The organism is Polyangiaceae bacterium, from assembly GCA_020633205.1.
In the GTDB taxonomy this organism is placed as follows: domain Bacteria; phylum Myxococcota_A; class Polyangia; order Polyangiales; family Polyangiaceae; genus JAHBVY01.
Genome location: JACKEB010000013.1, coordinates 247,310 through 261,722, shown reverse-complemented (window position 1 = coordinate 261,722; position 14,413 = coordinate 247,310). Strand labels below are relative to the sequence as shown.

The following is a 14,413-nucleotide window of genomic DNA, read 5'->3' as shown; positions in this document are numbered from 1 at the left end:
CTATCACGGGATGTGCCAAAGCCCGGGAAGCGCCGAACCCGACTCTCTGTTAGCCGCAGCTACAGCTAGCGAGCGTCGCTCGGCCCGCTTGGCTGACGATGGCGGTTGTCAGGTGCCAGCGGGCGAAGCGAGGATGGCGCCATGACGCCCCTCCCCAAGCACGTTCGCCTCGCCGATCTCACGTACCAGGAGCTAGAACGACGTCCCAAGCAGCGTCTGGTGGTGGTCCTTCCAGTGGGCGCGACGGAGGCTCATGGTCCGCACCTCCCCCTGGGGACCGACGTCATCATTTCGGAAGCCATGGCAGAGCGCGCCATCACGCGTCTGGCTGCTCACGACGTCGACGCGCTAGTCGCCCCGAGCTTCGCCTACAGCGTGGCGGACTTTGCGGGGGACTTCTCGGGTACGATCTCGATTCGCGCGGAAACGGCTACCGCGCTCCTAGTCGACCTGGGGACCAGCCTTGCGCGCCACGGCGTACGCTACCTCGCGCTCGCGAACGCGCACCTCGACCCAACCCATATCGGCACGCTGTACGCCGCACGGGAGCAGCTTGGCGGCAAGCTCGACATCATCTTTCCGGACATCACACGCAAGCCGTGGGCGCTACGCCTGAGCGACGAGTTCAAGAGCGGAGCCTGCCACGCCGGGCAGTACGAGGGTTCTATCGTGATGGCGCGGGCACCCGAGCTGGTACGAGAAGAGCTCCGTCTGGGGTTGCCGGCGAATCCTTCGAGCCTGTCTGTCGCGATCCGCGAAGGCAAGCAGAGCTTCCAGGAAGCTGGCGGTCCTCTGGCGTATTTCGGGCGCCCCGCAGAGGCGAGCGCTGCAGAGGGTGAACAGACCATCGACACCTTGGCGGAGATCTTGTGTGAAGCGGTGGTAGCGCGGCTGCAGGGCGCCCTGGGCTAGCCCACGCTTGCACCTGCTGCGCCTCACCCCCAAACCCACTTGCCGACAAGGCGCAGGCCGCTCCCAAACTGAATCCCCAAGGAAACAATAGATAGAGCGAAGGCGCGGCGGTGGCCAGGTAGCCCGCGTGTAGGGACTAGCGCACCCCAAACACCACCGCGCCTTCAAAAGCTTCGTGTGAGTCGCAAACGCGGCGGATGAAACGCTTCCGCCCTCGACGCGCAACACTTTCTGCGTCGCCTCACGCGCCCAGTCTGACCCTGAGAGGCAATCTGGCTTGGGGGGTTGCGTGCTTTTTTTCAGATCTTCGGGAACTTTCCCGTGAACACTGCGCAGGCGAGCAAACCAGCGGTGCAGCACCTGGTTGACGCTGGGCGGAGGACAGCGATAAGCCCCCTGCGATGCACGCCCTTCACCGCACTCGCACGCTTTTCTTTCCCCTGCTGACGTGCGCCGGGCTCAGCCTGAGCGCCGGCTGCTCACCCGCAAAACCAGATACGACACAGGTCGCGCCGTCACCCGCACCAACGCCGACCGAGGCGCCACCTCCGGCGCCCAAGCTCGACGCGTTGACCCGCCAGCGCTTCAACTCACTCGCAGCACAGAGCTACCTGCCGCTGTTCTGGCGTGCCGACGCGAACGGCAACAAGGCAGTCGACCCCGATGAGGTGGCGATCCTCTGGGGCTACGGAGAAGGCAATCGCGACACCTGGCTCGAGCTAGACGCAGAAGACAAACTCGCGTTCACCGAGCGCTTCAACGACGAGTACGGCAAGCTCGTGCGCCTCGAGCAACGCGGGCCGGCGTTCTCGGAGCTAGACGAGAAGGAACGCCACCGGCGCGAGCTCATCATCGAAGAGCTGTCTCAGGGCAAGCCAACGCTGATCGAGACGGACTTGCGCAAAGCAGGGACCGCCGAGCAAGCGCTGGTGAGCAACATCCTGGATGCCGCCAAGCTCATCGAGCAGATCCACGCGAGGCAGCTCGGTTCCTACGGCCTCGACAAGTTGATTCCCCCCGCGGACAGCGCGAGCCATATGGCCTTCTTCCGCAATCAAGGGCCGTGGTGCGTAGCCCCGAAGACCGAGAACGACGCCGCCTGCAACGCGGTGCCCAGTCTGCCGCCCAAGGTCAGTGGGTTGTATCCCGCTTCCCTGCAGAAAGACGCCAAGTTCTGCGACAAGCTCAAGGCGCGCAAAGACGGCGAAAAGCTGATCTACCAGTTCGCGGTCGTGCAAGGCAGCGGGGACGATCTCAAAGCCGTCCCGTACACCGAAGCCTACGCCCAGGAAATGCAGGAGATCAGCAAGAAGCTGAGCGCCGCTGCCGGCCTGCTCGGCGACGACGAGAAGCCCTTTCAGGACTACCTGACGGCCGCGGCGAAGGCCTTCACGGACAACAACTGGGAACCCGCTGACGAAGCGTGGGCCAAGATGAACGTGAAGAACTCGAAGTGGTACCTGCGTATCGCGCCCGACGAGGTCTACTTCGAGCCGTGCAGCTTCAAGGCCGGCTTCCACGTGAGCTTCGCCAAGATCAACCAAGGCTCTCTGCGCTGGCAGGAGAAGCTCGGGCCCGTGAAGGCAGACATGGAAGCGGCGCTCGCAAAGCTCGCCGGCGCCCCGTACAAGGCGCGCGACGTAGACTTTCACCTACCCGACTTCATCGACATCGTGCTGAACGCTGGGGACAGCCGCAGCGCTTCCGGCGCGACCATCGGACAGAGCCTGCCGAACTGGGGCCCGGTTGCGAACGAAGGTCGCGGTCGCACGGTCGCCATGACCAACCTGTATCAGGATCCCGACAGCATGGCTCAGGCTCGTGAGTCCGCCTCGAGCATGTTCTGCGCGGAAACGATGAAGGAATACAGCGACGAGCAGGAGCCGATGCTGATGAGCACCGTGCTCCACGAGGCGGCGCACAACCTCGGTCCAGCCCACGAGTACAAGGTGCGTGGCAAGACCGACCGCCAGATCTTCAACGGAGGCATGGCGAGCACGCTCGAGGAACTCAAGGCGCAGAGCGCCGCCCTCTACTTCACCGACTGGTTGGCGGAAAAGAAGCTCATCACCCCGGAGCTCGCACGCCAAGCTCACGTGCGCGACCTCGCGTGGGCATTCGGCCACATCTCCCGCGGTATGTACGAAGGCGATAGCACCAAGCCAAAGCCCTACAGCCAGCTCGCCGCCATTCAACTCGGTTGGCTCCTGGAAAAGGGCGGCGGAGCCTGGCTGCCCGACCAAAAGGCCGCGAACGGAACGGACACCGGCTGCATCCAGCTCGACTTGGAGAAGTTCCCCAAGGCCGCCGAGGCGCTACTCAAAGAGGTCGCGCGGATCAAAGCCAAGGGCGACGTCAACGGCGCCAACAAGCTGAAAGCAGCCTACGTGGACAAGGACGGCCAGGTGAAGGCGCTGCTCGAGTTGATCCGCGAGCGCTGGTTGCGGGCTCCCAAGGCGACCTTCGTCTACTCAGTCGACCTGTAGCGCTGGAGGTTCTGCGCGCGCGGCCGCACTCCAAGCGGCCGCCGTGCTTCGCACCCAGCACCTTGAAGTCGACGGTAGCGCCGCTGGGGAAACGCGGAATCGTTCCGCGCCCAACCGCTCCGGGTGCCTGACCAATGCAAAAAGCGCAACGATTGCGCTGAAAACGGGACGTTGCGGCGTCAGCACCCAGCTTGTGGGGTGGTTTAGGCCTAAACGGGTTGCCAAGTAGGGCGGCACGAGGGATCGTGCTAGTTGGCCCGCAACGAGACTTGCTTGCAGCCCAGATAGTTTAAGTCTAAAGCATCTGTATGAGCGAACCTGGGGCTGGAGGCGCGTTGGCTGGTCGACGCGCGGTGGTGACGGGCGGCGGGCGCGGCATTGGCGCAGCGGTCGCCCGCGAGCTCGCTGCGCGCGGAGCGAGTGTCGTCGTCACCGCCCGGAACCTCGCACAGGTAGAGGAAGTGGCGCTTGCTCTGCGCTCGACTGGCGCGACCGCGTTTGCCACGAGCTGTGACGTCAGCGACGAAGGCAGCGTCGGAGCGCTCGCGAACTTTGCCAGGGAGCGCCTTGGCGGCGTCGACATCTTGGTGAACAACGCTGGTATCGCGAAGAGCCACGACATCAAACGCGTGCCTCTCGAAGACTGGCAGCAGATCATGGCGGTGAATGCCACCGGCCCGTTTCTCTGCACGCGAGCTTTCATCGCAGAGATGCTCGAGCAGCGCTGGGGCCGGGTAGTCAACGTCGCCAGCGTCACGTCGCGCGTCGGAACGCCATACATTGCAGCTTATACCGCGAGCAAACACGCGGTGCTTGGCTTCAGCCGCTCGGTTGCAGCGGAAGTAAAAGCCAAAGGGGTCACCGTGAATTGCGTGTGCCCCGGATACGTGAACACGGAAATGACAGACGAGTCCATCGCACGGGTTAGCGAGAAGACCGGGCGCTCGGGGGACGAGTCGCTCAAGGCGATTCTCTCGACCGTGGGTCAGCACCGACTCATCGAGCCCGAGGAAGTGGCCTTCATGGTGGCGAACCTGTGTGAGGAACGCGCTGGGGGCACGACGGGTCAGGCGATCGTGATGGACGCGGGAGGCTTCATCGGATGAGCAAGCTCGAAGCGATCAACCCCGAGAGCTGGGGTGAACCCAAAGGCTACGCGAATGGAGTGCTAGCGCCCGCGGGCGGACGCCTGTTGTTCGTCGCGGGGCAAATCGGATGGGACGAGAATCAAAAGATCGTCTCGGAGGACTTCGCGCTGCAGTTCGCTCAAGCGCTCTCAAACGTGGTCACGGTGGTGCGCGCCGCCGGCGGACAGCCGGAGCACATCGCGCGGCTGACCATCTACGTCACTGACAAGCAGCTTTACCTCGCGGATCTAAAAGGGATCGGCGCGAGCTACCGCGAACTGATGGGCCGCCACTACCCAGCGATGGCGCTGCTCGAGGTCAAGGGCCTGCTCGAGCCGGGCGCGATGGTGGAAATCGAAGCGACGGCGGTGGTGCCATGACGAACGAAGCGAAACAAGCCGCCGGCGTGTGGATCCGCCTGGTGAAGTGCCACGGTCTCGTGATGCGGGAGGTGCGACGTCGAGTTGCCCAGAGCGAGACCACGCTGCCTCAGTTCGACGTGCTGGCGCAGCTCTTGCGTCACCCGCAGGGCATGACCTCCACTGAACTCTCTCGAGTCCTCCTTGTTACCGCGGGGAACCTTACCGGGATCGTCGACCGACTCGAGGCGCGCGAGCTGGTCACGCGCACTGCCCTCCCAGATGACAAGCGAGTGCGCGTGTTGAAGCTGACGGCCAAAGGCAAGCGCCTCGCCAAGCGCGAGGTGCAACGCCACGAGGATTGGCTGAACGAGATCTTCAGCAGCCTGGCCGATACCGAGCGCCACAAGCTCTCGACGGCCTTGGACCGCCTGCGCCACAGCCTAGAAACCCAAGACGACGCTGAGCCTCTCCCCGAGTGAAGCCGACCGAGAAATGGTAAGCGAGCGATGACTCTGAGCCTCTCCCCCAAGAGCTTCAAGCTGGACTTCGACGCGGAGTCGAAGGTAGCGACGATCACCCTGGATCGCCCCGACCGCCTGAACGCACTCACCTTCGAGATCTACAAAGAGCTAGGGGAGACGTTCCGCAGTCTGCACCATGAAAGCGCGGTACGAGCGATCGTGATCACCGGCGCTGGTCGCGCGTTCTGCTCCGGCGGCGACGTGGAAGACATCATCGGCGCGCTATTCGAGCGCGACTTTCAAGGCCTGCTGGAGTTCACGGAGCTCACCTGTGAGCTCATCGCTGCGATGCGCGAGTGTCAAAAGCCCATCGTTGCCGCACTGAACGGCACCGTCGCCGGAGCAGGCGCGGTGATTGCCGCGGCGAGCGACATCCGCATCGCGTCGGACAAAGCGAAGATCGCCTTCCTGTTCGTCAAGGTCGGGCTGTCGGGCGCTGATATGGGGATCGCGTGGCTCTTGCCCAAGTTGATCGGCTTCGGACGCGCGACGGAGCTCTTGATGACCGGTGACTTCGTCTCCCCCGAAGACGCCCTGCGCATCGGTCTCTACAACCGCGTCGTCGGCGTGGACCAAGTGCTGCCAGAGGCTCGAGCCTTCGCCGCCAAGCTCGCCAAGGGTCCGGCGTTTGGACTGCGCATGACCAAGCACCTGCTCAATCGCGAGGCGGATATGGACCTCAAGACGGCGCTCCAGACCGAAGCCGAAGCCCAGGCGGTGTGCATGCAGCACCCAGACTTTCGCGAGGCCTACGAGGCCTTCACCCAGAAGCGCGAAGCCCGTTTCCGCTAGGCAATAACTCCCTAGCGCCAAAGGACGCCGATGATCGACCTAGATAGCGTGGCTCCTTTCCTCGAGCCTCACCACACCGCCGTGGCCGAAGCGGCGCAAGCCTTCGCGAAGCAGGTGCTCGCGCCGATGGGACACCCGAAGGACGACCACGACGCCCGCCACCAGGCGCGCAGCATCGTCCATGCGTTGGGCGAAGCTGGGCTCGTCAAGCACGCCCACCCGTTGGACCTACGCGCGTGCTGCCTGGTGCGCGAAGCGCTGGCGTTCCAGAGCCCGCTGGCTGACGACATCTACGCGCTCCAGTGCCTGGGCAGCACCCCCATCGCCTCCGCAGGGAACCAGAAGCAGAAGGACGAGTACGTCGCCGGGGCCGTGAGCGGCCAGCTGATGGCTGGCTTTGCGATGACCGAACCCGACGCCGGCTCTGATGTGGCGAGCCTCGGCACCCGCGCCAAGAAGACGCGCAGCGGCTGGAAGCTCCACGGCCACAAGACGCTGATCAGCAACGCGGGGATCGCAGATTTCTACTCCGTCTTCGCCAGCACCGATCCAGAAGCCGGACATCGCGGCATCAGCTGCTTCGTGGTGCCCAAGGATGCGCCGGGGCTGCTCTTCGAGAAAGCGCAGATCCTCAGCAACCCGCATCCGCTGGGCGAGCTGTTCTTTGATGATGTCGAAGTCCCTGAAGACGCCATGGTGGGTGAGCGCGGGGGCGGCTTCAAGCTCGGCATGGCGACCCTCGACAGCCTGCGCACCACAGTCGCCGCGGCTGCCGCTGGGATGGCCACCCGCGCCCTCGAAGAGGCCACCGCATGGTCGCTTAGCCGAAAGCAATTCGGCGCGCCCATCGCGGACCTGCAGTTGATTCAGGCAAAGCTCGCGCGCATGGTCACGGAGCTCAGCGCTTCGCGCCTGTTGATCTACCGCGCAGCGCACGAGAAGGACACTCAAGGCGGCCGGGTGTCTCTGCCTTGCGCGATGGCGAAGCTCCACGCGACGGAAAGCGCGCAACGCATCATCGACGACGCTGTGCAGATCTTCGGTGGACGTGGCGTGCTCGCAGAGAGCGTCGTCGACCAGCTGTACCGGGCTATTCGCCCGCTGCGCATCTACGAAGGCACGAGCGAGGTGCAGCATCTGGTGATCGCTCGGGGTTGGCTCAAAGCTTTCCAGAGCCGAGCTCGCTGAGCTCTCTCCGATGTGGAAGCCCCCGAACGCGCGCAAGGTGCAGCTCCCGCTCGTGAGCTGGCCGGACAGTGAATCCGCACGGCAATCACGCTGGTTCAGCCCAATCACTCTGGGACCGGTACAGCTGGAACAGCGCACCTGGGTCCCCGCGATGGTGCCCTGGCGAGCCACCGAAGGCGGCGAAGTGACACCAGCCGTCATCGACTGGTACCGGCGCTTCGCGGCGGGGCGACCCGGGGCGATCGTGGTAGAGGCCACCGGGATCCGCGATGTGCCGAGCGGTCCGCTGCTGCGCATTGGCCACGAGCGCTACATCGATGGGCTTTCAAAGATCGCCGAGGCTGTGCGCGGAGCCAGCAATGGGCGCACGCGCCTCTTCATTCAGCTGATCGACTTTTTGGCGATCCGTCGCCGCGTCGAACCTTCAAAGTACCTCTCGCGCTTCCTCCAGCTAGACGCGGCCCTGCTCGAGCGCCTCGGGCTCGCACCAGGAGACGACGCTCTGGCGCGAGAGCGCCTGCTGGCGATGAACGACGAAGAGCTAGCAGCCGTCCTGCCAGCGCGTGCGCTGGAGGAGCTACGCCAGGGCTATCGGGAGCGCGTCACCGACGTGCACCTCGAGCACATCCGCGAGTTGCCGCGGCAACTACCAGAGCTATTCGCGAGCGCCGCGGAGCGCGCGAAGCTCGCCGGCTTCGACGGTGTGGAGCTCCACTACGCCCACGCCTACACGATGAGTTCCTTTCTTTCGGCATTGAATACCCGAGGTGACGGGTACGGCGGTCCACGAGAGCAGCGCGCACGACTTCCCCTCGAGGTGTACGGCGCGGTGCGAGCGGCCGTTGGCAGTGACTTCTGCGTCGGTGCTCGTTTCCTTACGGATGATATCGTCGCAGGTGGTAGTCGAGTGGACGATGCCTGCTACTTCGGGACACGCTTCGCCGCGGCGGGCATGGACTTCCTGTCGCTGTCCCGGGGCGGTCGCTTCGAAGACGCCAAGCAACCCAAAGTGGGGCACGCCGCCTACCCATACACCGGACAGAGCGGCTACGAGTGCATGCCCAGCGTGTACTCTGATCAGCGCGGTCCCTTTGGTCGCAACATCGCGGACACTGCGCGCGTACGTCAGGCGGTGCGCAGTGCCGGTCATCAGACTCCGGTCGTGGTGTGCGGGGGGATTCACTCCTTCGAACAAGCCGAAGAGATCTTGCGAACCGAACAGGCAGACATCGTCGCTGCCGCACGGCAAAGCCTCGCGGACCCCGACTGGTTCTTGAAGGTGTCTCTGGGGCGGGGCAACGAAGTGCGGCGCTGCGAGTTCACCAACTACTGCGAGGCGCTCGACCAGATGCACAAACCCGTGACGTGCAAGCTCTGGGACCACCAAGACTTGAACGCCGACGAATCGCGCACCCCAGACGGACGCCGCCGCCTGGTGGCTCCGCCATGGTCATAGAGCCTGCGAGTCTCGTCGCGTAGGGGCGGCTCGGTCCCGCTCACTGGTTGGGTTGACCGCCAAGGACGCCAAGAGCGCCAAGGCTCAGGGATAGCTCCAGCAAGCGACTCGGACCCGCGTTTTAGGAACGAGAGATTGAGTGCGAGCACCGCGTGCATCAACGCGGAGGGCGCCTCGAGGTCATGAACACCGCACGCCCCAAAGATTGGCGTCCTTGGCGCTCTTGGCGGTTCGCTTCCTTTCCCGAACTAATCAGGTAGCTCGGTAGCGAGGTCGAGCTGCGGGACTTGTAGGGTGAGGCGCGGAGGCACCTGGAGCTCGACTTGGATGCGACCGGGTGCGTCCACGCCGCGCCCAGCGGCGTCGGCAGAGGGACTCGCGGCGACTGGAGCCTGGGACGGCGCCGGTGGAGCGGCACCGCCCTTTGCCTCAGCCTGCGCCGGGGGCTCGTTGTCGGTTGGGGCGGGTGTCCTCCCCCCCTCCTCCCCCGCAGAACGAACCGTCGCGGGCAGATACTTGTTCCCCCACGGAACCCAAACGGACGCCCCCGGGGTGGCCTTTGGCGCGAGGGCCAGGAAGCGGCAAGCGGTTTTGGGGAGGCTGCTTAGCTTGCCGGCAAAGCCCAGTGCGAGCACGTTGTCCGCGTCGCTCTGAATGACCAAGAAGCGACGCCAAGCGGTGCCCACTTTACAGGCCGCGGTGGTGCCGCTCTGCCCCGGCTTGCTCAGAGGCACGAAGCTGCCCTGCTCGAGCTCGAGGACCCGCTTGCCCCAACCTGCGGGTTCGTTCGTCGCAACGTCGAGCAAGCGCGCCTTGGTCGCGTCGGCTGCGGCGTCGACGACCACTGCGCGCATCCAACTGCCACCTTGGGGCCAATGAGTCAGCACCAGGTCGCCGAGCTTGACTTTGGCCGCCGCGGGCAACGGGACGATCACCGCGTTGGGTAGCGACCAAAGCGCACCGCTCAGGCTCTTCACCTCGCTCTTCTCCGCGCCCAGCGCCGTGACGCGGGCGTCGTAGAGCGAGATGACTTGCTGCTCCACACCAACTTCGAGCGCAGTCTCTAGCCAGTTCTGCGGCACGGCCAGCACGCGTTGCCCGACCTCGAACTCTGGTTTTACCGCAGGGAATTTAACCGGAAGCTCGTGCTTGCCCTGGACGGTGAGCTCCTTGCCCGGCTTCTGAGTCGCATCGGCCTTCTGCTCGGAATCACTCTTGGGGCTGCTCTCCTGCTCCGGCCGGCTCGGGGGCCGCTCCTCAGCGTGCCCGTTCCCACGGCAACCCGCCGCCAAAAGCAGCGTCGAGAGTGTTACTCCGAGCTTGATTGCGAGGCTTGCCACGACGGCGCATCCTACCAATCAACCGGGGGACGTCGATGGTCAGCCTCAAAACCGACCATGCGGCCAGAAACCTGTTAGGCTCTCGCCAGCTCGAAGGCCTTATCTACCTGAGGAGTCGCCATGTCTCAGCCTGCGCACCCGACACAGAAAGCGCGCGTCATCATCCGCCACTGCGATAGCTACGACCCGGAGCGCATCCGCCAGATCGTGCGTGAAGGACTCGAGGAGCTCGACCTGCGCCCGTTTGGTCGCACGTTGATGAAGCCGAACTTGGTGGCGTCGGGACCACTCTTCGAGAACGCTCATACCCGCGTGGAATTTGCCGAGGGCGTGATGAAGGCGTTGATGGACCGCAACAACGGTCGTGTCACGGAGATGGCCATTGGTGAGCGCTGCGGCATCACCATCCCGAGCCGCGCAGCCTTCGAGGGCGCCGGCTTCAATCCGATGATCGAGCGACTGGGCCTCAAGCGCTACTTCTTCGAGGAGGAGCCGCAGGTGGAGATCCCGCTCTCCCACCCCGAGCGTCTGCGCGACTACCTGTTCACTCCAGAGCCCGTCGCCATGGCTGACTTCTTCGTGAACTGTCCGAAGTTCAAGGCGCACCCGTGGACCACGGTCACCTTCTCCGTGAAGGCGTACATCGGCATTCAGGACGATCGGCATCGACTGATCGATCACGACCACCGGCTGAACGAGAAGATCGCCGATCTGCAGTACATCGTGCAGCCGCAGTTCATTGCCATCGACGCCATCACCGCCGGAGAGGGGCGCATGCTGACGCCCATCCCCTACGATCTGAACTTGATCATCATGGGCAACAATCAGGTGGCGTTCGACTCGGTGTGCTGCAACATCATCGGCATCGACCCCACCACCGTCGATCACATCCGCTTCACGGCGGAGCGCGGCTTTGGCCCCATGGATCTCGACCAAATCGAGATCAGCGGCGACGTGACACTTGAAGAGGCCAAGGGCCGCGGTGAGAACTTCAAGAGCGGTCTAATCCGGGTGGAAAAGTACTTCGAGGGCACCAACATCACTGCGTACGCAGGGCCCCCGCCGGAGACCGAGCACACCGACTACTGCTGGGGTGGCTGCCCCGGCGCCATCGAAGAGGCGATCGAGATCCTGCGGCTCTTCGACGAGAAGTGCGACGAGAAGATGCCGCGCATGCACGTGGTCTTTGGCGCTTATGACGGGCCCATCGACGCGAAACCCGGCGAGAAGGTGATCTTCATGGGCGACTGCGTGAAGTGGCAAGGCGACCTCGACGGCAAGCTGGTCCAGATCCGCAGCAAGTATCAAGACCGCTCGACGAAGGACCCCTACACCGCCAAGGCGGACGACATCTACGTGAAGAGCTTCTCCACGATGCGCAAGATCAAAGCCTCGGCCAACGAACAGTATGTGCGCTTCGAAGGCTGCCCCGTGAGCGTCGCCGAGCAGGTGCTCGCGTTGGTGGAGCTTGGCGGGTTGAAGAGCCCGTTCCTCGATCCAGACAACGCCATCGAGAACACCAAGCACTACCTGATGTGGCGTTCCACCATGGCGATGAAAAAACTCAAGGGCCATCGCTATCAGAAGCACGGCCCTTCCTCTCGCGGCGCAGCGAAGCCCGAGGTTACCAGGCCTGCTCCGGACGACGCGGAGTAGCGGAATACGCGGCGGGGCCAGCCCGCCGCCTACCGTTCTTCTCAGAACGCCGAACGTTTCCCCGAGGAGGCAGTTCGGCGTGTTTTCTTGGCTGAAGGCGCGACCTCCAGGAAGTCGCGCCCCAGAGTTCGTCCTCCAGGGTCACGCACTTCCGCGCGGACTACCCAGGGACCACCGTGATCCTTTCCGCGAAACCCAGGTCGCGGAATGTACGCCCACATGCGGTCGCCCTTGCGCTTGAAGCGCAGCTTGAGCCGACGACCATCCACTGTGACGATGGGCACGGGGTGATACTTCTCAGAGAGCCCTGCCGGGTCGGCGAGCTTGACCGCGACCACCAGTCGGTCTTTGGGCCACGTAGCTCCCGAGGGTCCAATCTGGACGTCCGCTGAGACCTCGTTTGGGATTAACTCAAAGGCCAGCTCCGGCGCGCCCTCTTTCTCGCGCAAGCGCACGTACACCGCCCGCCCCGCGGAGAGGCCCATCTCGTCTGGCGCTTCCCCGAAGAAACGCGAGAGCTTCCCGTAGGTGACCTGCATGCCGTTGACGCCAGCAAGACGCACCTTCTGTCCAGGAAACAGCGCAATACGGCCGTCCCAGCGCATGCTGGCACCTTGCGGCAACTGAGCGCCAATGGCGCGCAGCTGGATCGGGGGGTGAGGTGCGCCGGGCAGTCCCCATGCATCCAGCGCGGTCACCCGCAGCTCGTACTGCCCCACACGCAGCTTCGGGGTGAACTGCGTAGCCGAAACCTGCTCTTCGTAGACGCGCTTACCCGCCTGCCAGAGCTGAACATCGTAGCCGACAGCGCCGGCGACCGGCTCCCAGCTCACCCGCTGCCCAGAGTGCTCGCCGCTCAAGACGAGCTGCGGGCGCGGCGCTTCGAGCTTGACCGCCGAGAGCACTGCCACTGCCTGGCCCGCCGGCTGCTCCCGAGAGAACACCTTGCGCGCCCCCACCGCGAGCTCACGCCAACCGTTTCCCTGTGAAAACAAGGTTCGACCGGTTTGCGCGGAAAGGAGCATCCGCCCAGAGCGCGCGCCGACCACCGCGTTTCCATAGTGCTGAATCGTCGCGACCCCGGTCTGCACCTGGATGCGCACGGCGGTAGCGCCGCGAGGGACACGCACGCTTGCGCGCCCCGATCGCATGAGAAACGTGCGGCTCGGCACGCTACCTGACGGACCGAGCTGCAGAGGCATGGCGGGACCAAGAATGAACTCGGCGCCAGCGCTGAACTCGACGGAGGTTCCGCCTGGGAAGGCGTAGGTTGCCCCCGCGCTTCCTGCGCGAAGGTGTGTGCCGTCGCGGGTGATCTCACCCGCGACGACGTCGGGCTCAGCCGCCTGGGTCGGCGCTGCAGCCCCTAGGAGCATGCAAGCGGTTAGGACCGCCCACGCTCGAAACCGATGCTTGGCCATGTCTGCCTGATCGGCAGCTGGCCGCGAACCTGGAGGTCTATTCAGTATACGCGTCGAGTCGTGGCTTGCAGAGTTGCCCCACCGCCGACCTCCTACGGAGGTCCGATGGCGGTGCATTTTCGCTCACACGTCTGGCGTCTGACACTAGAACTGAAGGATGCGGCTTCGCTGGCTGATCGGTGCCTCGGCGCTGAGCATTGGTTGTAGCCAGTGCCAGGGAGACACGCCCTCGGAGCGTCACCACACCACGCAGGCGCCCGTGATGATTGCGACCCAGGGTAGCTCGACTTGCCCTCGCGTGGCCCCGGCGGCGCGTGTGGGAAAGATCGCGAACTCGCAGCTCATCGAGGCCTCGGGCCTGGCAGCAAGTCGGCGCCAGAAGCCCATCCTTTGGATCCACAACGACTCTGGGAACGCTGCCGTTCTGTATGCCGTGAACCCCGACGGCGAGAGCGTCGCGAGCTATCACCTCACAGGCTGTGACTGCATCGATTGGGAGGACATGGCGATCGGTCCAGGACCCAAGGCAGATACGGACTACCTCTACGTGGCCGATAGTGGAACCAACAGCCAACCGCGAGAGGTCATCACGGTGTACCGGGTGCCTGAACCGAAGGTCCCTACGCACCACAATGAGGACCTCGACCTCGGTGGCGTCGAAGCTATCCGACTGAGTTACCCCGGACACTTGGTCCACGACGCCGAGACGTTGTTCGTTGATCCGCGGGACGGCGATTTATACATCGTGACCAAGAGCGCGTTGGGTGACTCCGGCGTTTATCGCGCCAGAGCCCCACTCGATACGCAGCTCACTGAAGAGCTCGAGCTGGTCAAGCTGTTGCAGTTTCCGGACACCGGAGCGCGCGGGGCTCCCCGCTCAACAGCCGGTGATATCGCAGCCGACGGCAGCGCGTTGCTCTTGAAGACCTACACGCAGGCATTCTTCTTTCCGCGAGGCCCAGGCGAAAGCATCAGCGACGCGCTCACGAAGCCTCCGTGTTCGGTGCCTCTCGCAACGGAACCCCAGGGTGAGGCGATCGGTTTCGCTCCAGACGGATCCGGCTACTACACGGTCAGCGAGGGCGAGCATCAGCCCATCTACTTTTTCAAGATGGAGCGCTGAGCCCCTCGACGGCGCGAGGGCGTCGCCCT

At 64.4% G+C, this 14,413-nt stretch carries 12 protein-coding genes; 10 read left to right on the top strand and 2 right to left on the bottom strand.

Annotated features, from left to right (window positions below; genetic code table 11):
* Positions 1-141 precede the first annotated feature (141 nt).
* From H6718_17400 to H6718_17365, 8 genes are all read left to right on the top strand, one after another.
* Complete coding sequence (locus H6718_17400; protein ID MCB9587179.1) at positions 142-912, top strand: creatininase family protein; 771 nt, start codon at positions 142-144, stop codon at positions 910-912.
* A 401-nt stretch (positions 913-1,313) separates the two neighbouring features.
* Complete coding sequence (locus H6718_17395) at positions 1,314-3,398, top strand: hypothetical protein (GenBank protein MCB9587178.1); 2,085 nt, start codon at positions 1,314-1,316, stop codon at positions 3,396-3,398.
* A 308-nt stretch (positions 3,399-3,706) separates the two neighbouring features.
* Positions 3,707-4,504: an SDR family oxidoreductase gene (locus H6718_17390; protein MCB9587177.1), complete on the top strand. Its 798-nt coding sequence runs from the start codon at positions 3,707-3,709 to the stop codon at positions 4,502-4,504.
* On the top strand, positions 4,501-4,905 hold the full coding sequence (locus tag H6718_17385) for a RidA family protein (GenBank protein MCB9587176.1): 405 nt from the start codon (positions 4,501-4,503) through the stop codon (positions 4,903-4,905). The genes H6718_17390 and H6718_17385 overlap by 4 nt, the downstream gene beginning before the upstream one ends.
* A complete protein-coding gene (locus H6718_17380; protein MCB9587175.1) occupies positions 4,902-5,366 on the top strand; it encodes a MarR family transcriptional regulator in 465 nt (154 codons plus the stop codon). The genes H6718_17385 and H6718_17380 overlap by 4 nt, the downstream gene beginning before the upstream one ends.
* A gap of 27 nt (positions 5,367-5,393) precedes the next feature.
* Positions 5,394-6,200: an enoyl-CoA hydratase family protein gene (locus tag H6718_17375; protein ID MCB9587174.1), complete on the top strand. Its 807-nt coding sequence runs from the start codon at positions 5,394-5,396 to the stop codon at positions 6,198-6,200.
* Positions 6,201-6,230: 30 nt separating this feature from the next.
* Positions 6,231-7,388 (top strand): acyl-CoA dehydrogenase family protein, encoded by a 1,158-nt coding sequence (locus H6718_17370; GenBank protein ID MCB9587173.1) that lies wholly within the window; start codon positions 6,231-6,233, stop codon positions 7,386-7,388.
* Between the two features lie 10 nt (positions 7,389-7,398).
* Complete coding sequence (locus tag H6718_17365) at positions 7,399-8,844, top strand: NADH:flavin oxidoreductase (protein ID MCB9587172.1); 1,446 nt, start codon at positions 7,399-7,401, stop codon at positions 8,842-8,844.
* A gap of 248 nt (positions 8,845-9,092) precedes the next feature.
* Here the strand turns inward: H6718_17365 and H6718_17360 are convergent, their stop codons facing one another.
* Complete coding sequence (locus H6718_17360) at positions 9,093-10,184, bottom strand: hypothetical protein (GenBank protein MCB9587171.1); 1,092 nt, start codon at positions 10,182-10,184, stop codon at positions 9,093-9,095.
* A 120-nt stretch (positions 10,185-10,304) separates the two neighbouring features.
* Between H6718_17360 and H6718_17355 the strand changes: the two genes are divergently transcribed.
* Positions 10,305-11,840, top strand: a complete 1,536-nt coding sequence (locus H6718_17355; GenBank protein ID MCB9587170.1) for a DUF362 domain-containing protein — start codon at positions 10,305-10,307, stop codon at positions 11,838-11,840.
* A 41-nt stretch (positions 11,841-11,881) separates the two neighbouring features.
* Here the strand turns inward: H6718_17355 and H6718_17350 are convergent, their stop codons facing one another.
* Positions 11,882-13,216, bottom strand: a complete 1,335-nt coding sequence (locus H6718_17350) for a hypothetical protein (GenBank protein MCB9587169.1) — start codon at positions 13,214-13,216, stop codon at positions 11,882-11,884.
* A gap of 202 nt (positions 13,217-13,418) precedes the next feature.
* Here H6718_17350 and H6718_17345 point away from each other — a divergent pair, with 202 nt between their 5' ends.
* A complete protein-coding gene (locus H6718_17345; GenBank protein ID MCB9587168.1) occupies positions 13,419-14,384 on the top strand; it encodes a hypothetical protein in 966 nt (321 codons plus the stop codon).
* The last annotated feature ends 29 nt before the right edge of the window (positions 14,385-14,413 follow it).